The sequence below is a fragment of the Xenorhabdus thuongxuanensis genome (genome assembly GCF_001908095.1).
GTDB lineage: Bacteria > Pseudomonadota > Gammaproteobacteria > Enterobacterales > Enterobacteriaceae > Xenorhabdus > Xenorhabdus thuongxuanensis.
Map to the genome: position 1 here is coordinate 7,733 of NZ_MKGR01000003.1, position 22,777 is coordinate 30,509.

The 22,777-nt window shown below is 47.3% G+C and carries 5 protein-coding genes; all 5 read right to left on the reverse strand.

Annotated features, from left to right (window positions below):
- Nucleotides 1-23: 23 nt before the first annotated feature.
- From Xentx_RS19775 to Xentx_RS02895, 5 genes are read right to left on the reverse strand one after another with little or no spacing between them, the layout of a single operon-like run.
- Entirely contained in the window at nt 24-2,957 is a 2,934-nt protein-coding gene (locus tag Xentx_RS19775) for a salicylate synthase (protein WP_074018780.1), read from the reverse strand.
- The gene (locus Xentx_RS02880) at nt 2,957-3,760 is read right to left on the reverse strand and encodes a thioesterase II family protein (RefSeq protein ID WP_244149811.1); all 804 of its coding nucleotides are present in this window, start codon (nt 3,758-3,760) and stop codon (nt 2,957-2,959) included. The genes Xentx_RS19775 and Xentx_RS02880 overlap by 1 nt, the downstream gene beginning before the upstream one ends.
- Nucleotides 3,760-4,845 (reverse strand): Gfo/Idh/MocA family oxidoreductase, encoded by a 1,086-nt coding sequence (locus Xentx_RS02885; RefSeq protein WP_074018781.1) that lies wholly within the window; start codon nt 4,843-4,845, stop codon nt 3,760-3,762. The genes Xentx_RS02880 and Xentx_RS02885 overlap by 1 nt, the downstream gene beginning before the upstream one ends.
- Entirely contained in the window at nt 4,842-16,625 is an 11,784-nt protein-coding gene (locus Xentx_RS02890; protein ID WP_074018782.1) for a hybrid non-ribosomal peptide synthetase/type I polyketide synthase, read from the reverse strand. Before Xentx_RS02890 ends, Xentx_RS02885 begins: the two co-directional genes overlap by 4 nt.
- Nucleotides 16,622-22,762, reverse strand: a complete 6,141-nt coding sequence (locus tag Xentx_RS02895) for a non-ribosomal peptide synthetase (protein ID WP_074018783.1) — start codon at nt 22,760-22,762, stop codon at nt 16,622-16,624. The genes Xentx_RS02890 and Xentx_RS02895 overlap by 4 nt, the downstream gene beginning before the upstream one ends.
- Between the last annotated feature and the right edge of the window lie 15 nt (nt 22,763-22,777).

Sequence of the window (22,777 nt, forward strand, 5' to 3'; positions counted from 1 at the left end):
TGGCGACCTATCCCAATAAGCTTTTAGTCTTTTTTGTCGGAATAAGGGCGAACATATTTCATAATGCACTCAAGTTTTTCACAGGTTTCCTGCCATTCTCTTTCTGGTCTTGAATCTCTGACCAAACCAGCACCAGCCTGAAGCCAACAGCGTTCTTTATGCTGGTAGAGAGAACGTAATACCAACGCGGCATCCAGTTTACCTGCACTATCCAAGAGCATGACACAACCACTATAAAGCTGGCGTGGTTCACCTTCATAATGAGCAATGGCTTGTAAAGCAGGTTTTTTCGGTATCCCTGAAGCGGTGACTGCCGGGAATAAGGCAATGAATGCATCCCAGCGATTTTTGTCTGTTTGTAGTAACCCTTTTACTCGTGATGCCAGATGTTGTACCGAACCACGTTCACGAATAGCCATAAATTCTGATATACAAAGCGTCTCCGGCTGACAAATTGGTGCTAATTCTTCTAATGCAAGTTTCACTGAAACAGCGTGTTCGGAAATTTCTTTCGGATCAGAAAGTAAATCGGCTCGCAGTTTCTGATCTTGCTCCTTGTCATGTGTTAATGCTCTGGTGCCAGCCAACGGTTGGGTATTAACCCAACCCGAACCCTCGGCCTCAACGACGGTTTCTGGACTGAAACCATAAGCAGAGAAATCTCCATCACGTAAGAAGAAAGAGCGGGCAGGTGTGTTAGCCTGACGGCCCAGCCAGTAACTGTGTGTAATATCAATATTTGAACCAAGATCAACCCGGCGTGACAGGATCACTTTTTGGTAGTGATCTGCGGCAATATCTTTAACTGCATTTGCAACGTTGTCTTGATAATTTTTTGCCGCGTCTGCTGTGTTGATAATTTCCATCGCTTTTGTATGTGGGAAAGCCGGTGTGCCTAATTGATCAGCGCGCTTGACTTTCTCGCTCAATATGGAGATTTGCGCTTCTTCCAGTGTCCGTATCAGAACCTGTCCTTGAGTTATGCGTAATTCATGCTGTGGAATAGTAATTTTTATTAACGCTTCATTTTGTTGTTCTAATGATATCCCATACGTCATATGGGAAAACTCGAATAATGTTTTGCCATAAGCACGCCAGTCTTTAATCGGAACAGCGTTGAGTACTTGCTCAAGTTTTTGGCTTAGTGTATTGATATCGTATGGATGATGATGACCTTGTGAATCAATCAATTGTCCCGATGCATCTGCACTTATGGTTGCGGCGCAACCTATTCCCAATGACCATTCACCTTTTATTTCATAGAGCATACAAGGTTGTGCATCATTATCGGCAAGCAAGTGGGTAACTAGATCTAACGGAGTACTGGTAATCGCAATCATCTGTTCATGATATTGCTGCATTGGTCGGTTATTTTCTGTTTGTGCCATCTGTACTAACTGACGTTTGTCGATTTTTCCTACCGCGGTTAATGGCCAATACGCCACAAATAACCATTGGTCAGGGATTTTATGACGCTGAACGCCTTTTTGATGCAAGAATGCTTGCATCTGTGCGGGATCGGGGTGGTTGACACTTTTTGGCAGGCAGGCACAAATGCGTTCACCCAATAGTTCATCCGGAACAGCGATCACAACGGCGTCATCAATATCTGGATGTTGCAGTAATAATGTTTCAATTTCTAGCGTTGAAATTTTTTCACCGCTGCGGTTAATCTGCTCTTTAATCCGTCCCTCAACGATCAGGTTGCCATCTGGTCTGATGCGGACCAAATCGCCTGTGCGGTAGAATCCATCCGTGGTGAAAGCGACGGTATTGTGCTGTTCAGCACGGTAATATCCTGTAATGGTGTAAGGGCCTCGTGTAATCAGTTCACCTACTTCACCAGATGCGACAGGTTGCAGATTGATATCAACAATTTTGATTTCATCTTCTTCTGACAATGGGCGTCCTTGGGTATTAATGATAACGTCATAAGGGTCGTCTAGTCGGGTATAGCAAAGTAATCCTTCCGCTGTACCAAATACTTGCTGCAAAGGACCAAGGCGTGCTATGACCTGTTCTGCCAGTTCCGGTGTGAGCCTGCCACCACCGACTTGTAAGCAGCGCAGGGATGAAAGATCGCTTTGTTCCCAGTCACGAGCTTGTTCCCAGAGCCGTGCAAGAGCTGGAACTAATGCTAAATGTGTCACTTTATGCTGTTCGATCAATGGCATGGCTTCGTCACAACTAGCTGTATCACTGAGGAGTACACATCCTCCCTGAGAAAGCGTGCCCAGAATCCCAGGACTGCCTAAAGTAAAGTTATGGGCAACAGGCAATACCGCTAAATAAACGCTTTCAGTATTTACCGAGCACAGACGGGCGGAAAGCACAAAATCATAGGTATAGGCATCGTGAGTACGCGGAATTAATTTTGGTGTACCTGTCGTTCCTCCGGAAAGCAAAAGTACGGCAATATCGCCATAACTTGGATCAGGAATATTGAGCGGTTCCTCCTCAATGGAAGCGAATGAGGTAAATTCTTCTGCCTCTCCGTCCACGATAATATGTTTAAGTTCGGGACAAGATGCTGCAACTTCCCGCGCCATTTCTCGATAATCAAAACCGTGGATACAATCAGGAATAATATAAGCCACCGGACGTGCAATCTGGCAAAGCGCATGAACATCATGTGCCCGTTGGGTAGGCATTAATAATACTGGATGAGCCCCTAGCCTAAACAAGGCAAAACAGGTGACAACAAAGGAGATACGGTTAGGTAGCTGTACCATAATGTTATCACCACGGCGTATTCCACGATGATACAATCCGCTTGCTAGCCTTTCTGCAGATTGATGGAGTTCATGGTAAGTTAGTCGCTGTTCTTGATAAATCAACGCGGTTTTATCTCCCCAGATACTGGACCATCCGGCAAGCTGCTGATCCAGAGTTTTGCCATTCCAAAGATAGTTTGGCGTCGTAGTCAGTGTTTTCTCTGGGATAGAAAAAGGTGCCATTATGCGAACTCCTTTGAATAAACATATTGCATAAATTGGGTAACGTGACGAATAAAATTCTGTGGTTTTTGTGTAACGTAAAAATGATCGCCGGCAATCTCTTGGCAGCAATACGCAAGATTTTGCTTGTCACTTGCAAGCCAATGATGCCATTGCTGAACCTCCAGAGCGGAAGCCTCTTTGTCTGCGTTGCCATAAAACAACAATGTGGGTGTTTGTAGTTTTACTGAATCAGGCTGAATAGCGTGGTAATAGTGCTCTGTAGCAAAAAAATCAGACCGTAACATGGGTAAAAACAGTGCAAGTAGCTCAGGATCTTCTCGTAAAATCGGGCTGCAACCGCCGATATCAATCAGTTGTTCAATGAATTGATGATCAGGCAATCCACTCAGTTGGCGGCGGGATTGAAGATGGGGGGCATGACATCCCGAAAGTACCAATGCTTTGGGGGCACAGTTATATTGTTCAAGGCGTCGGCAGGTTTCAAAAGCGACCTGAGCTCCCATACTGTGGCCGGCCAGTATCAGGTTTTCTCTCTGTTCGGAAGTCAATGATCTGATCACATCAGTAAGCGACTGAGCCAATGGCGTAATGCTGGTAACTGCATGTTCATTCATACGGCTGTCACGTCCGGGGTAAATCACCAGTGAAACGGCAATACCTGAATCTTCCAATATGGACCAATTCCGAAATGCACTGGTACTGCCCCCGGCAAAGGGGCAGATTAGCAGCGTATATTTAGGTTTGCTGTGAGTCGTCAAGCATGGACGAATCATCGGATGTACAGGAAGTTCCCACGTCATCAGCATACTTCCTTGGTTAGCATCAGTTGAGCTGGATCAATCCAGATCGGTGATTGTAAATCCTGAGTAATGGGCTCTCCCATCATGCGTAAAATTTGTTGCCACAAGCCTGCCAGCCGCAATTGGTAGTCGTAGCTAAAAGCTGGGGGGCAAAGTGCACCATTCAATACCGAACTTAAGGTATTTAGTAGCATTGCCACACCTTCGGCACCATCACATTCAAATGCTGTCATCCAGTTTTGGGTTGCCGGACAAAGAACTTGTGATGTTGGCTGGTGCAGATAAGCGCCAGCATTCAGGTAAAGGCTTTGTTCATTATTTAGATGGTCTGGCGCATGAAGAACCGGTGTCCAGATAACCGGTCCATAGCTGGCTTCCTGCGTAAGATAACCGGTCGGCCAGATCAGTGTCATTTTATGCATAACCAGGTTATGCATATCGGGATCTCTGGGGTCCAGATAGGATTGAACGTCTAACGTTATTGTTGTTCCCGCAAAGCTGAGTTCAAAGCAATGAAATATGCTACTCCGCTGGCCCACATAGGTTATCTCAATCTGTTCCGGGCAATGACAGGCCTGTAACAACAGATCAAGTGCGGAAAAGAGCAATTGGCGGCTGGTTGTCAGATAGCCACTTACCGGACGTTGCTGTGATAATTTATGGATTTGATGAGCTGCATGTAACCAACTTCTGCCAGCATGGCATTGGCTGTAAAAGCTGTTTACCCAAAACATAACATTATTCTTGTTAGCTATTGATTGGTGTCTTTTGATCGCTTCTGCATCAAGAGGGTGTTCCTGAATGACAGAAATACCACGCGCCAATAATGCTTGGGTTAATTGATCGCCTTTGCCACCAATCACTTCTGCACGTATGACCACACAGGCAATATCGATATCATCCGGCAATTCATCCAGTGAGCGGAATAGGGGTACATTGAAATCGCGGGCAAGTTGCTGCGAACGAGGGCTTCCTTGCGCTAAGATCCCGACCAGTTCCAGATCTGACTGAGGCTGTAGAAACGCATTAAGATACAGTTCGCCAAATTTCGAACCGACAATCAGAACCCGCCGTGGCTTTATCATATGTTCTCCTTAACAGGCTTAACAGTTGGGGCTGAACTCAGGATGTTTTTCAGACACGCAACCAGAGAGCCGACATGTTTGTGTTGGAATAGACTGTAATGATCACCATCAAGTTGTGTCACATTGACAGGCCCGAAGGTCTGCCAGCCAAGATCAGTTGAGGTGATTGTTGTTGGATCAAGGTAATCCATAAAATCAGGCAATGCCTGCTTTGCCCGGATAAGGCAGAAAGGTTGTGAAGTCTGTGGTGGACAATAGTCAAGCAATGCCCGCAGATTATGCCGCCATACGGCATAAAGCTCAGTCAGTGAGCTATCAATCTGTGCAGATTGCGGTAAGGCTTTGTGCAGTGCTTGCAGGAAGGTTTCCGTGTTTGCGGCGATAACACTGTTATCCAGTTCCAGCTCAGGGAATTGTCCCTGTAAATCGAGCAGGAAATGACGATGACAGAATGCATTATCCAGCGTCAGATCTGTGCGCACATTCGGAGCGAAACTATCAATCAGGATGCAATGGGAAACACTTTCACCGGCAGCGCGTAATTGATGGGCCATTTCATAGGCTACTAATCCACCAAAAGACCAGCCTGCCAGCGCGTAAGGTCCTTTAGGTTGGAAGTGACGGATCTGGCTGATGTAATTAGCGGCCAGCGCACCGACAGAAGGTTTGTCGGTGTTCATGCTCTTTGGCGCAAATGCCAAGCCAATCATGCGTTGGACACCCAAATTGGCTGCTAAATGACGATATCCCAACAGATGCCCACCAATTGGATGGACGATAAACAAGGTAGATTGTTTAATGTTTCCTTTGTTCAGTATCACGCCTTGGCAAGCATTTTCTGGTTGATGCTCAATAAATTCTGCCAATGAATGTACGGTATCGTAAGTTTGCAACAGGCTGAGTGGGTATTGGCGATTAAATGTCTGATTGATTTGCACCATTAATCGCACCGCTGCCAGAGAATCCCCACCAAGGGTAAAGAAACTCTCATGCACGTTAATATTTTGTTGCTCTAGTACTGATTCCCAAAGATTTAATACTGTCTGTCCTGTTGCGCTGAGAGTCACCGGTGGTATTGAATCACCTTCTTGCGCTTTTTCAACCAGAGTAATCAATGTATTTCTGTCGATTTTACCGTTGTCAGATACGGGTATTGTATCGAGAATGATAAATCGCTGTGGGCACATCCAAACTGGCAAGGTTTGCTGCAACCAGTGAGGTAATATCGGTAACAGTTCGGTAGATACTGGCGCAGTATCGGTCAAACGTAAGCCTGCGACGAGTTGCAATGCACCGTTTGACGTTGTATGTGCAAATACTATCGCTTGTTGTATATCAGGGTGTTCACATAAGCGATGCTCGATTTCGCCCAGTTCAATCCGGTAGCCACGAATTTTAATCTGGTGATCATTGCGCCCCAAAAATTCGATATTACCGTCTGGGCGCCAGCGACCTAAATCACCGGTGCGGTAAAGCCGCTCACCTGTTTGGGGATGGATGATAAATGCTTGTTCCGTTTTTTCTGCATCAGCCCAATAACCCAATGCGAGTCCTTGTCCGCCAATATAAAGCTCGCCAGTTACCCAGACCGGACAAGGTGACAGTGCTGAATTAAGCACATAGAAAGCCTGATTAGCCAAAGGCTTGCCATAGGGAATGCTGCGCCAACTAGGATCGACGTGGGCGATAGGATAAGCAATAGACCATATTGATGCTTCAGTTGCGCCACCCAAACTGAGCAGGTTAAGCGCAGGGTGAAGGGCAGACAATTTTGCTGGCAAATGGGTTGGTATCCAATCACCACTCATCAATACCCAGCGCAGGTTATTCAGGGAATGAGGATAACTGCGAGCATACTCCTCAAGCAGTTGCACAAATGCTGGTACGGAGTTCCAAACAGTAACCGATTCTTGCTGTAACCATGTCAGTAGTTTGTCAGGCTGCCGAGTGTCACCAGGGGCAGGAATAACCAGTTTTGCCCCACAGCTCAACGTGCCGAAGAGGTCATAAACGGAAAGATCGAATGTTAACTCTGATATTGCCAGCACGCTATCATGCTCATTGAGTGCAATGCGTTGGTTAATATCCAGAATAGTGTTGACTACGCCCTGATGATCTATCATTACGCCTTTTGGTTTTCCGGTGGAGCCGGAGGTGAAGATAACATAGGCTAAATCTTCTGGATGTACAGATAAATGTGGCTCTTCGGTTGCGGTTAAGTTATTGAGCAATGTCTCATCCAGAGAGATGAGGTGTACATGTTCAGGCCAACTCATCTGTTGAGCAAACTTAGGTTGTGTCAGTACGGTATTCACTTCCCCTGATGCCAATAGCTGATGGATCCGCTGTTGCGGATAACTGGCATCAATAGGCAGATAAGCCCGTCCTGCTAATAAAATCGCCATCACTGCGACAACCTGTTCCCAGCCTTTTTCCATTACCACACCAATCAGGGATGAAGCCTGATTTTCCTGCGCTTGCAGATGGGCCGCCAGTGTCAGGCTTTGTGACCACAAAGTGCGATAGTCAATCTGACGAGAGGTATCGACCACAGCAGTACGTTGGGGATAACGATTTACTGCTTGTTCAATCAGCGAGCAAAGCGTGTGTGATGGGAAAACGTTTTTTGTCGCATTACTGTTCTGACATAAAGCGAGATCATTTGTTGGCAGCCAGTCAGGGAGCGGGGAGTTCCATTGGTAATCCGGTTCAAGCAAGGCAATGACACAAGCCTGATAATGGGCAAACATGTTTTCTGCAACCTGGGGTTGGAACAGTTGTGGCAAGATCGCCCATTGTATGGTGACACCTCCTTCTGCGGCGGAAATTAACATACAGTCGAGATAAACATGGGGAGTTTGCGCACCAAAGAGATTCAATGTGCCTAACCCTGACGGACCTTTTCCCGCTGTACCGGTTGTATCGTTGAATACAATCGGCATACCGGCGTTTAGGTTGTGACGGTGTTGGTTTTTCTCCCTGAGAACTAATTGCCCATCAAACAGCGCATGTTGAAGATCGGCCAGCCATTGCCGCTGTATCCGGCTGACAGCATCACTGAAACCGGTGATATTGCGTAGATCCACTTCCAGCAATGATGTGGTAGACAGATTGCCGACTAACATATCGCAATACTGTGGCATTAACAGGCGGTTACCATGCAGGACATTGATGGTAAAATGCTCGTTATTGCTCCACACTGACAAAACATGGGCGAATAGTGTCAGCATCACTTGTGAAGGCGATACTCGGTATTCTGCTGCACATTGTTGTAAACGCTGCCATTGTTGTGGACTGATATATCCGGTCAGGCACTGTTGGTCGAGTTGCAGTGACTGGTGATCTTGCAGTGGTAATACTGGAGCATCAGGCAATGAAGGTAAGCGATCAAGCCAGTATTGCCGGCTTTGTTGCCAGGTTTCTCCGTTTTTCTCATTCTCCAGAGCCTGAATATAGTCGCCAATGGTTGCTGCTGGTGGCTCTGGTTGCCAGTCAGGTTCCTGATACCAATGGTGTAAATCGCGCAAGATTAACGTCAGACTTTTACCATCTGCGACCAGCAAGTCGATGGTTAAATGCAATAAATGCGTCCGATCATCGGTATGGTACAGGGTTAAATCAAACAGCGGCCAGTTATCGCTGGGAACGCCTTGAGTACGTAACGTGTCGCGGGCATGATTCAGTTGCGCCTCGCGTTCATTTGGCATTATGTTACGGCAATCAATGATTGTTGGTGTATAGCAGGGAACCTCCGGCAAAATACGATATTGCCCATCTTTCACATAACCGCGTAATTGCATATGATGGTTTATTACACGGTTCCAGGCGGCGGTAAAACGAGGCAGATCAAGCCCATTAATAGCCAGTTCAGCATAGAAATGAGCGATACCGTTACCAAATTGGAACAGTTGGCTTTCTCCCAACCAATAAGCGTATTGCAGTGCAGTCAGTGGCAAAATTTGCTCGGATGCCGGTTCAGTTTGATGCGCTATCGTAAGTGTCGTTGAACGGGTCTCAGCGACCCGCAGAGTACGGCAAAATTCACTCAGCTTAGGGTGTTCGAAGAGCTGTTGCAGATTTGCTTGTTCGTAACCTTGGCGACGTAGTTGCACCACCATTCGGGTGGCAATCAGGCTGTCACCGCCACTTTGGAAAAAGTCACTGTGACGCTGTATTGACTGAGGCAGCAGTGAACGCCAGAGAGCAATGACTTGTTGTTCAATATCATGAAGTTGGTCATTTTCTGTTTCAGGTTGCCCAGGTTCCGTGATTAACGGTTGTGCTATGCTCTCTTTCGCTGTCGCAACCAACGGTAATTGCTCTTGCTGTTGAATATGCAATGAGTAAGGCAAGGTAGAAAATTGTACTGCTATTTCACTGATATTAAGCCGCGCTTGTTGCTCAGCCCGTGCCAGGATCAGTTGTTGATGCAGTTCTGGCCCGTTTTGTCCCGGCCATTCCAATGAAACCCGATAACCGGATTGCGTCAGGCACTTCCGCCAGTCTGCAAGTTCCATCAAGGCACTATTACTGCCACCGCGATCATCAACCCAGGCGTTAATACCTTCAATAAATCCGACGCTGGCGAGTTGCATGGCACTTTCGCGTTTGGTTGATTCAATAATCAGCAACCATCCACCGGTTTTCAGTAACCGAGACAAGCGTCGCAGGGTGTTTCTCAGATGGGTGGCATCATGTAATACGTTAACCGCCATAATCAGATCATAACCGGATTCTGGATGCTGGCTAAAATCAATCTGCTGGTTAATATCGAACAGGGCAAATTTGACGGTTTCGCCGTGCTGGTTGAGTAACTGGCGTGCATCATCGAGGAATAGCGGTGAAACATCAGTAAAGTGGTAGCTTTGAATGGTTTGTGCATTGTGTGCCAGTACCTTCTCTGAGGTTGCCCCAGTTCCGGAGCCGACTTCCAGTACAGTGAAATGTTCGGATGTCTGGCTCAATTGCCGAACAATTTCAGCAGCAGCCTGATTCAGGCAACGTAATGCGGGGTTTTCACTGTAGAGGCTGGCTGTGATTTGTTTATCGGCGAACAGCAGTTCCAATGCATTGCCACGTCCGGCAAGCAGGGTGTTATGTTGTTCGATACAGGTTGTGACATAGCGACTGATGGTTTGACACCACACGGCATCATCCAGTTTGGCTGTAGGGACCGGAACATGACTAAGCGGTTGCAGACAATGGTATCCGTCAGCGGTTTGTTCAATAAATCCTTGGTTATTGAACAAAGTCAGCCATTGGGTCAGCAGGCGTTGATACTGTGGTGCCAGTTGTAAGCGTTGTTCAATCTCTTCACGAGAGTGATATTGTTGTACAGTAGTGAATAAGTTATGGCGCAGTAAAGTCTGGCTCAGGCCAAATAATGCCTGTTGCTCAATATGTTGCCAGGAGCGCTCAAACACTTGTTGTTCTGTCAAGGTCGGGAGCGGTAAGGTATCCGTGTTGATAACCTGTGGTTCTGGCAATGATAATGACAAATGATCTTCGGCAACCAACCATAGGTTGTAACCTTGAATATCGTCCTGACGTGGCTGAATTTCTGCCAGTCGTATTTCAGGCTTAGAACGCAGATATTGTTCGGCTTGACGCAATTCAGGGTGTTGCGGCCAGAAGTCATAACGCGTATGACCAGATGGTGGCGTATGAAGGTCATAATCCTCCATGCGTTCAGGCTGGTGACAAATTTGCATTAACAACGCGTTATAAGCGGCAAACAGTGACTCAATGACACCAGCCTCCAGCACATCATTCATGCAATACCAGTTGAACAGCAGATCACCATCGACTTCCATAACCTGATGATCTAACCAGACTTGCGGCGTCTGGCTCAGAACAAAGACCGGATCGCCCAGTAATTGAGTGATGGATTGTTTGATAGCGACACCTTCTTGTGCCATTCCTAACATGCTGGTGAAAACGACCGGCGTCAGCGGCTGCCTGTTTTGGGTTTCGCCATGTTGTTGGCGGCCAAGTTCCCTTAATACCTCGACACCATTAACATGACTATGGCTCAAACGTTGCCAGAGCAAAGCCTGAGTTTTTTCCATACTGGCACGCAGGGACGTTGTCTTGCGTAAATCAAAATCCATCAACATCACCGAGGTAAAATCACCAATCAGTTCTTGTACCTCTGGATGGAAAGGTTGCCGATTAAAGAATGTCAGGTTGAGAGTAAACAGTGGATGACGGCTGTACCATTCAAGGGTATGGGCAAACAGCGTTAACAGGCCAGCGGAAGGTGTTACTCCCCATTTTTTCCAGCCTTGTTTAAGACGTTGCCAGTCAGATTGTGCCAATCGACCTTCATAAGTTGTGAATTGTGGCTGGTTACGTTGTGGCAGTTGTGGATTCAACGGTAATCTGGGCGCCGGAGGTAATGAAAGGAGTTGTTCCTGCCAGTATGCCCATGATGCCCGCCATTCTTTACTTTCACGTTGCGCTTGTTCTGCCATCACATAATCGCGGAAAGTAAATATTTGTGGGGCCAGAGGTTGTTGATGATAAGCAAGTTGTAGATCATCCATCATGATCCGGAAACTCTGCACATCAAACTGCAACAGATCCAGGTTCATATGTAAGCGACAGCGTTCATTCGGTAGCAGTGATACAGAGACTTCAAACAGCGGCCACTGTTCTGCTGGTGGTACTTGGTAGGAGAGGGTATGACGACGCTGAGCCAAAGCTTGTTCGCAGGCCGTATTATTCAGTGTCCGCAAATCATCCTGAGATAGAACATACCACGGCGTTTCCGGCAAAATCCTTTGTTGCCCATCTTCATCTACTATCATGCGCAACATGCCATGACGTTGAATCAACGCATTCCATGCCTGCTCAAAACGCGAGATATCAAAGCTATCCAGAGCCAGATCCCATTCAAATAAGACGTGACAAGCGACACCACCAAAATCAATGGCCTGTGTACGACCAATCCAGTAAGCGTGCTGAATGGGTGTCAGAGGAAAGGGGGCGTGGCGCCGGGAACTGTCAACAATCACCTCTGGTTGGGAAGAGACGGCAGGTTGTTCAGGCAGGGCATTCCCAATGAGTGTATTAAGCCCCTCTAACGTCATATTTTGATAAGCCAATCCAGCGGTTAATCTAAAGCCAAATTGTTGGTGGATTGCCGCGTTCAACTCCAGGAATAGCAGGGAATCCAAACCAAATTGCAATAAATCTTGTTGTGGCTCTAAACGTTCAGGCTGTTCCAGACGCAATAATGTTGCGACACGCTGACGCAACCAGTTAAGCCGTTGTTCACTGTCCTGAAACAGAGTGTTATCGGCAGAAAGTGAAGATGTCGATTTTGCAACGACTATATTGGGAACGACTATATTGGAAACATCAGCCTGTAGACGTCGTAAAATATCAGGATGATGTTCATCTAACCGCATTGCCAGATGGCAAGGTGATGTGGTGTACAGAGATTGATTGAGATGCCAGATACCTTCATTTGTGCTGAAGGGTAACATGCCATCTTGCGCCAGTTTTTCCACTAATCGTCGGTCGCTGGCCATACCAATGCCACCCCAAACGCCCCAAACTAATGTTTTAACCATCAATTGATTTGGTGCTGTCAGCGCTAAAGATTCCAAACAAGCGTTGGCGATTGCATAAGCACCTTGCCCTTGGGCACCTAACATTGATGCGGCAGAAGCGTGAAGCAGCAGATATTGAGCATTATGCTGTTGGAGCATAGCTTGCAACGCCGATGCGCTGTGTGCTTTGACTGATAATACCTGTGACAGGTGTTGACGCTCAAGTTTTGCCAGTGGGGTATGATCAGCAATACCTGCGGCATGGATCGCGCCAGCGATACAATCCTCTTGTGCCAGAGCTTGCACTGCATTTAACAAGGCTGGCGTATCAGTGACATCAAGGTTAATCCAACGTATTTCACATTCGCTATTCAGTGACAATGTTTGCACAAAAGTATCCCAATCCGCCTTTTTGCGGCGGGCAAACACGGCGATCTTACGTGCACCTTGGGCTAGCAACCAACGAATGGAAATGCGACCGATACCGCCCATACCGCCTGTAATAATGTGCCAACCCTGATGAGGAATGGGTATCGGCTGTTGTGATAAGGGTAATGATTGGTGCTGTAAAACAGGTACAGAGATTTGATTTCCGCGTACTCTCAGCCAGCGATTATATCCAGAATGGCGTTCATGATCTTGTGCATCCAGATAACCAAGCGCTAATGATACAGCGTCAGTATCGTTGATATCAGCGATATCAATCGCCTGAATGCGACGATGGGAGTACTCTTCAACCGCGACACGCAGCAATGCCCAGATAGCGTATTGAGCGGGATTGATATCCTCTTTTAATAAGGTGGATTCTGGTTGGGCGCAGCAGGTTACGACGGTTAAAGATGTTGTTTCATCGCGTCTTAGTTCACTAATAACTTGATCACATAATTCAGTAATATCATTGCTTTCAAGCAGTAATAACGTATTTCCGCTTTCAGGCTGTAAATGAATTCCAGCCTGACGCCAATGATTAATCATCTCACCATTTTTTGTTGAGGTGCGAAGAGTATAGGTTGTTGAAGATTTCTGTGTATCTGCGGTGTTTATTGTGCGCCAATGCAAGACATAATGAGTATCAGGGCATGGTTGTGGTGCAGGAAGCCATGCTTTTGTCATAGATTGGGATGCCACCGATTGACGAGGCAGATCAGCGCGATCACTCAACAGAGCGAATAAGCGCTCGCCAGCATAGATCAGTGCCGGAAAAGTCGCGAATAAACTCGCCTCCAATAACCGGCGTTTAGCATAAGGCAAGGTACGGTAAGGACGATATATTTTACTTACCGTTGGACCGGAAACTTCATGGTAATAACCTTGCTCAACACAGTGAGTTAATAACTGTTCCAGCAAAGGACGCCAGCAGGGTTGTAGCCGACCAGCCCGAATCGTGTCGATGGCACTGAAACCTTGTTCAGCATCACGTCCATGACACTGATATATCAATGCGTCGGTATACAATGCCCGCAATATTAGCGCATCGGGATTTTGTTCAATGGCAGGATCGAACAGGGAATTAACATCAAGTTCAGCATGGATATTGGCTAAAGGTTGCTCGGTTTTATTTATAGGTAATCCGGTTGCAGAGAAGCTGTAATGCTGCTCATCAAATGGATAGAGTGGCGCATGGCATTTTACTCCGGTGAACGGGAAAAGAGGCTGCCAATCAAGATGTGCACCAGCACAATAAAGTTGCATGAGGGCCGTTTGCTGAGCTGCCTCTGGGGAACCTTGACGGTATGCACTCGCAACCCAGGTTTCCTGCGGCAGACTGACACGTTGTCCGATCCCTGTTAGCTGTGCATCAGCACCAAATTCCATGAACAATGTAACACCTTGCTGGCGGGCAAATTCAATGGCTTGATAATAACGCACTGTGTGGCGCATATGGTGACGCCAGTAATCTGGTGAACCTAATTGCTCATAATCTGCAAGATTGGCTGTTAAGGTGGAAATTAGTGGAATTTCTCCTGATGCAGGTTGTAACCGACGGCAATACAGGGAAAAGGCTTCCAGAACAGGCTCAAGCATGACTGAATGTGCTGCACAGGCAACATTCAGGCGCTGGCAACGAATCTGCTGCTGTTCCAGACGTTGTGCCAGGATATCAATTTCTGTTTCTGTACCGGCCCAAACCCAGTGTTGCGGACCATTGCAAACCGCCAGATCCAATGCCAGTGAATGGGTAAAAGGAAGAATATCGTCTTCGTTGGCAAAGACCGCCAGCATTGCTCCCCCTTGGGAACAGCTTTGCATTAGTTTGCCTCGTACCGCGACCAGTGGCATTACCTGTTCAGGTGTGAAGATGCCGGCAATAACAGCAGCCGCGAATTCACCGACGGAGTGCCCCAGCACATAATCGGGTTTTAGCCCAAGTGCACGCCAATGCGCTGCCAACGCAATTTGATGTGCCACAATGGCCGGTTGAGCATATTCGGTGGTCGCTAATGCGGCATCATGTTCTCCGAACATGACTGCTTTTAGTGGCAGTGTTAATTCGGAAGCACAGGCCGCACAGCAACGATCTAACATGGCGGAGAAAACCGGAGAACTCGCATACATGGCTTTTCCCATGCCAGACCATTGACAACCCTGACCACTGCATTGCCATAGTTGCTTGTTTTCGCTCTTGGCTTGTCCGCTAAACATGTTTGGTGCTGGCATATTGTCCGCAAAAGCGGATAGGCTGGCAGTATTTTTCTCAATATCTTGTGGTGATATTGTCAGCGCCAAGCGCCAGGGCAGGGAAAGATCACGTCCCTGCAATGTAGTCCAGGCCAGATCGGCATAATGTTCTGGGGCATTATTGAGCGCAGTCGCGTAGCGTTGTGCCAATTGACGCAATGAGGGTTCAGAAGCAGCAGAGAGCAGCAGTGGCGCTGTTGGTGAATGATTAACATGGCGACGATGTAATTCTGTTGGCAATGATTGCACCACAATATGACAGTTGGTGCCGCCAATACCGAATGAAGAAACACCGGCGGTACGCAATTCTTGCGTCCAATGTTGTCCTTGTGTTGCCAGCCTGAATGGGCTTTCTTGCAGTCGTAATGCCGGATTGGGTTGCTGTACATTGATCGTTGGAGGAATGTAACCATGCCAAACGGACAGAACCGCTTTGATCAAACTGGCAATGCCTGCGGCAGTATCGAGATGGCCGATGTTGCTTTTCACTGAACCAAGGTAACAAGGCGGTACTGACACACTACGCTCAGAAAATACAGTGCGTAACGCGTCAACTTCTATGGGATCACCAAGTGGTGTCCCTGTGCCATGAGCTTCAATCATGCCGATATCATCAATGCTGACATCTGCCAGTTGTAATGCTTCGTTAATAACACGGCGTTGACCATTCACTGAAGGTGCAGTAAAGCCAACTTTTTCGTTGCCATCATTATTAATTGCACTACCCCGTAGCACGGCCATGATGGGATCGCCATCGCGTAAGGCATCACTCAGACGTTTCAGTGCGACAACACCAACACCATTGCCGCCATAGGTGCCATTTGCCTGACTATCAAAGGGACGACAATGCCCATCAGGTGAAAAGATCATCCCTGGTTGATACAAATAACCGCTTTCTTGTGGGAAAGAAACCGCCACACCACCGGCTAAGGCCATGTCACACTCACCGGAACGCAGGTTTTCGCAAGCCATATGTACGGCAACCAGTGAACTTGAACAGGCTGTTTGGACGGTGAGTGCAGGACCTTTCAGATTTAATTTATAGGCAGTACGAGTCGCAAGATAATCTTTATCATTACTCATTAACGCCTGTAACCCTTTCACTTTGCCAACATCGGTCATGGCAAACTGTGACCATGAAGGCCAGGTACTGATCCGGCTGCTACCAAAGACACCGGTTTTCAGGGGAACATGACGCGGTGCATAACCGGCATGTTCAAGCGCATGCCAGGCTGTTTGCAGGAATAGACGCTGTTGAGGATCGAGCATTTCTGCTTCCTGACGCGAATAGCCAAACAGCGTGGCGTCAAATTGTTCCGCGTTCTCCAGTATCGCAGCCTGATTGACAAAGTTTTCACTATCAATGACTTCAGGAGGAATACCAGCATCCAATAATGTTTGACGGGACAGTGTCGTTGTACACTCAACCCCATGTTGCAGGTTATGCCAAAAAGTATCGCTATCGGGTGCCTGCGGAAAGCGGCAGGCAAGACCAATCACTGCGATGGGATCACAATTATCGTAGTGAGGCGTTAAGTTAGTCATTGTACAGCTCCTTTATGGCGTTTTTCCCGTTGTTGCAGACGCTTTTGTTGTTGACGTTGACGAAGGGCAATTGACTGGCTATTTCCGTTTTGGGCCTCTTTTCGGCAACGCAAACTGAGCGTCTCTGGTGTTGGATAAGCGAATAAATCAGTAACAGCAAGATGCTGGAAACCCACATGTTGTAATTTTTTATGCAGTTGGATTAGCTGTAGTGAGCTGGCTCCTGCCTCAAAAAAGTTTTGGTGTGCATGTATCGGATGATGGGTGACAGATAAAAACAGGCGTTGAATTTCATCGCATGTGTCACTGCATACTTGTGGCTCTGATCCTTCTAAGTGCGGTGATGATGCAATAGTCACAGCAGGATTATTTGCACCTTTCACGCTTTGCTGGCGTGGCACTAGTTGATCCAACGCTGAATGCCAGCTTTCTGGTTGTGCAGCGAGGGTACGCAATAGCGCCATATAGTTGTTGAACATGTTTTTTAACTGGTGTGGAGCAAATAATTCTTCAACTGCATCCCAGTTCAGGCAAAGTTCATCATCAGATTCGTAAACCTGATGATCCAGCCAGATTTGTGGGGTTTGTGAGATACCCCAAACCGGTTTCATCCATGATGAATGAGAAAGGAACTGCCCTTCATGGGTTCCCAGCGCACTGGTGAAAACGACGGGCATAACGGCAGCATCAGGGCCACGGCGTTGCGCTAGTTCACGCATCACTCTGATCGCTGAAATATGACGGTGATCCAGATCTTGCCATAGTTGCTGTTGCAGCCGACGTGCACTTGATAACCAGTTTTTCTCCGGATGCCAGGCCAATAGTGACAGTGAAGTGAAATCACCCAGAATATGTTTAATGTCCTTATGCCAGTGTGGGCGATCGAACAGGGTAAGGTTAAGGGTTAACTCCGGTCTGGTGCTGAATGCGGACAGAACGGCTGCATAAGCGGCAATCAAGAGTGCAGAAGGCGTTATTTGCTGGGAGGCTGCCTGTTGTTTTAACTGCTCCCATTCATGTGCAGATAACCGATCGCTATAGCGCACAAAATGCGGAGATTGAACACTTTCTGGTGCAATACGCAATGGTAATTGCGGAGCCAGTGGTAGTGTTTTCACTTGCTCTTGCCAGTATTGCAATGAATTCTGGTGTACCGGCATTTGTTGTTGACGTAACACACAATCCCGGAATGTCACGTTCAGTGGTGGTAATGCGTGCTGTTCGTTGAGATATAGCTGTTCTAATTCAGCCAGCAATATCTGCATACTTAACCCGTCTAATAGCAGGTTATCCAGGCTAACAAATAGTCGGGAGACAAGGCTGGTGTCTTGTGCAAGTTGGAAATCGAACACCGGCCAGCGACTGACATCTAATACTTGATGTGACAGACGTTCGCGTAAGGTATCTGCCTCAGTAATATCAGCAAATCGGTGCTGTTTAACGGAGAAAACGGGAACATCTTGCAATATCTGTTGTTGCCCATTAATCACAACCGTCCTCAGCATAGGATGACGTTGGATCAGACGATTTAACACTCGATTCAGGCGCTGAACATCTAACTGCTCTATCCGGTATTCGACAAAGAAATGAGCACCAATGCCGCTTAGAGCAAAACCAGGATAGCGCCCGACCAGATAAGCTTGCTGAACTTCGGTTAATGGGAAAGGCTGATATTCATCCTGCTCTTCTGAAATTGCACAGGCTTCTGATGACGTTTCAGATAAAGAACTCAGTGTTGAGGCAAATGCCGCTAATTGCGGGTTACGGAAAAGGTGACCAAGTTCACCTTTGAAGCCTTGTTGTGCCAGTTCACCAATCAAACGGGTAGCTAAAAGACTGTCACCACCAAGTTGGAAAAAGTCGCTGTCACGGCCCAATTGTTCGGTATTCAGCAGGCGTTGCCAAATATCGGCAACGGTTTGTTCCACCGTATTTGACAAGGTCATTTCAGGCTGAGACGTCGCTGTGTCTGTTTTTGTGGCGGATGTTGTGGCGGATGTTGTGGCGAACTGAAGAGATTGTGATAGCGCTTTACGGTCGATTTTGCCGTTAGGTGTCAGGGGCAGATGAGGGATAACATGCAAGCGTTGTGGGATCATATACCCAGGCAAATGTTGCGCCAGAGCGGATTTAATTTTTCCCCGATCAGGTATGGTGACATTGTCACTTGTTTGCATCAACAACACACTCAGATTGCCGATGGTAACCGGTGTTTCCGCTTGCAATGGAAGAAGAGATAACCACTCTGACGCAGAGCGTAACTGAATACCTTGAGGTGAGAGCAACTCAGCCGTAATCAGGGAGATAGAAGATGCTTGTTGCAACTCCATTGCCAATACCAACGCACCCGGTTGAGCCAGTGGAAGCAACGTTTTGATGCAATTTTTTGGGTCTTCCTCGCGGTGTAATACATTGTTTAGCAGGATGACATCGGCCTGATGCTGTAGCGATTCAGGCCTATTTTTTTCACACCAATAATGAACTGATGTATGAGTATAGCCACTTAACCTTGTTTGCATCTGATTAATCAGGGCCTGAGAACGTTCAAAGCCGATATAAGACAGATGTTGGTCAGTAATATGTTCGGCCAGCCATTGAGCACAGAGACCACTGCGCGCATCGAACTCCATCAAAGTAACGGGGCGTTGTAACCGTTGGGAAAGGGCAATGATGGCCTGTTTCAATCCTGCCAACCATTGCTGGGTTTCTGGTTGGACAAAGAGCTGTTGTTCCGGTGCGAATTGCGGATCATCAAGTAATGTGACGGCTGACTGTTGTCCGGTAAGAATATTACGCAATGTAGAATGCCAGCGTGCAGGAACGCATTTTGCTTCATTATGGTATGCGGTGGATGGCAATACAGCCTGATAGACATGATGTGCAGATTCAGCCAATAAATTACATTGGCAAAGATACGCCAGCATTCGGGCAAACCAGTGATGGTATTCCGGCAGAGGTTGATAGTGTTTCAGACAATCGGAGAGCGACTGAGATGAAATAAATGTCATGCCGTAACGAGACAGGTGTTCGAGCAGAAATAGCGCAACTTCGTTATGTTGTTTATGATTGTCATCGGTGATTGCCTGCATTACAGGGAACAGATCACGATAGTGCGTTGGTAATTGTGGCGCACGATTTATGCGTTGGCACAAAGTATCGCCTTCCAGCTCCAGAAATGCCACCAGGGATTTCTCTTTTTCACCACGGGTTAAGGCAACACCTTTACTGATACCGGTTACTTGACTGAGGGCGGCATCAACTTCTCCCAATTCAATTCGGTAACCACCAATTTTCACCTGGCTATCACGGCGCCCCATAAATTCAAGCCAGCCTTCGGGGTGATAACAACCCAGATCACCAGTACGATACCAGCGTTCTCCTTGATCAATGACAAACTGGGCAGCCGTGCGTTCTTCATCATTAAAATAGCCTAGCGCTACACCGACACCACCAATCCAAAGTTCACCGACAACCCAGTCAGGGCAATCACGGCCATCTTCACCCACTACACGGTAACGCTGGTTAGCGAGAGGATAACCATAAGGGATAGAGCGCCACTGCTTGTCAATTTCTTTAACGATATATTCATTTGACCAGATAGCCGCTTCCGTTGCGCCCCCCATTGCACTTAATACACCATCGGGATTGAACGCACGGTAACGCTCAGGCAGTGACAAACCGATCCAATCCCCGGACAACATTACAGTGCGAAGTGCTTTCGGTGCATCAACCTCCATTCCTTCACAATAGGTTAGCAACATATCAAACAGTGCCGGCACACTGTTCCATAACGTAACGCGGTGGCGCTCGATCAGCATTTCCCAGGTTGATGGATCGCGGCGTTGTGCTTCGCCAACAAGAACCAGCGCGCCTCCTGTACTGAGAATGCCAAAAATGTCATAAACAGACAGGTCGAAATGCAAGGCAGAGAGTGCCAGTAAGCGGTCATGGCTTTGAACTTGATGACGGCGATTGATATCCAGACAGGTATTCAGTGCGCTTTGGTGGCTAATTACCACACCTTTTGGCATACCGGTTGAACCAGAGGTATAAATGATGTAAGCCGGATCAGTCACCGCACGCTTAGCCATATCAGTTAAGGGGAGTAATTGCTCATCCTGATGCCAGGAAATGCAATGTATATCCTGTGACCAAGTATTCTGCTGCTCAGGATCAATGATAACGATATTGATTCCGGCACTTTCACAGATAGCCCGACGTCGGTTTAGTGGTTGATCCACGGGAACCGGAACATAAACTCCGCCAGAATAAAGTACAGCTAATACAGCGACAATTTGTCCGATGCCTTTTTCCATACTGATGGCAACGCGATCTCCCGGTATAACCGACGTTTTTTGCAGTACGGCGGCTAATCGGCGGGCTGCCAGACTGAGGTCGCCATAACTTATTTTTTCATGATGAGTAATTAAAGCGACAGCATTTGGGGTATGTTTTGCTTGTGTAAATACTGCCTCATGCAACAAGGCATTAGGTAGTGGTTCAACCGTGTTATTAATTTGATGTCGCAGATGGTATTGCGACTCAGGCATCAGATCCGGTAACTTTTCGTGCCATTGTGTCGCGTTTTCCGTCAGGTTCTCAATCAATTTCTGATAGGCAGTGAATAGAGTATCCATCAAACCGTCAGGGAAAAGTTCGTCGTTGCTATCCCACTGAATATTTAGGGCGTTTTTATGTTCAAAGGCAACGAAATCCAGCCACACCTGAGGTGTTTGTGATATTCCCCAACTTGGTTTTCCCAAGACATCACGGGTATTCTCACCGTATAAAGGCCGGCCTAAATTGCTGGTAAACACAATTGGCGCGCCATGTGGGTGGTTGCCTCGCTTTTTGAGCTCACGCAGAACTTCTACACCAGACCAATGACGGTGTTCGTAAGCTTCGGTGAATGTTGTCTGTGCATCCTGAGCCAGTTGGCAGAACGGTAAATTACCACCAGAGATGTCCAACAGCAGAATATTGGTAAAATCGGCCAGAATGTTGTCAACCGCGTTGTGCAGCGGAGCTCTGTCAAATAGCGTCAGGTTGAACAACAAGCGTGTTGAATTACTCCAGCGACACAATAAAGCGGCAAATGCTGTCGCTAATGCCATCGTTGGCGTAACGCCATTTTGCTGCGCGAGTTGCTTAAAACGTTCCCAATATTCCGGCGATAAGCGAAAACATCTGCGATGGATCTGAACATTTTTTATCAGGGAAGGATCCTTGGCTAGAGGAAGTTGGGGAGCAAGTGGCAAAGTATCTAATCGGTTACGCCAGAATACCTTGGCTTCTTGTCGGGCTTGCTTAAATTGAGCCTGATATTGTGTGAGATAACTGCAAAAATCATAGTCAGAAGCAATAGCGGGTAGGCAGCGTTTGGCAATTAATGCCGCCAGTTCGGTAAAGAACAGACTAAAGCTGGCGGCATCCATGATAAGCAGATCGATATTGGCATGTAGCCGATGTTGATTATCGCCAAACAGGCTAAGTTGAATATCAAACGTTTCTCCTTCTTCAACCCGTAATACGCGATGGCTTAATTGTTTGCGTATGTTGTCCAGCGCTTGGTACTGTTCATCAATTGTCTGATGACGGAGATCGTGAACTGTTAATTTTTTCCAGTAAGCGTTGGTTATGCCTTGCTGACGACCATCGGGCAAAAAACGTACCCGCAACATCGGATGCCGTTGGATCAGCATGTGAATAGCCGCTTCCAGTCGTTCAGGATCCAGCCCAATACCATCAAACTCCTGGTACAGATGACAACCCACTCCTCCCAACGTTTGCTCCGGTGAACGCCCAACAAAATAAGCATGTTGTACCGCCGTCAATGGGAATGGGCGGGCATCAGAAATCCGTGGCTGTGGCGCTGTATTTTGGAGTGCTGTTTGGGCGACAGGGGCATGGCGTTGCAGAAGCTGGCTCCAGGCATGTAGCGTTGGCTTTTGGTAAAGTTCGCGCAGAGTGACACGATGTCCCTGACGTCTAAACTGGTTTAGTAATGCCATGATTTGCATTGAATCCAGTCCATTGCGAATTAAATCGTCATGATCGCCCACCAAAATATTTTTTTGATTAAACAGGCCAGCAATGAACTGGCGCAGTGAATCAGGAGAGAGAAGGTCCGTGTGCATGAATAAATCCTATAA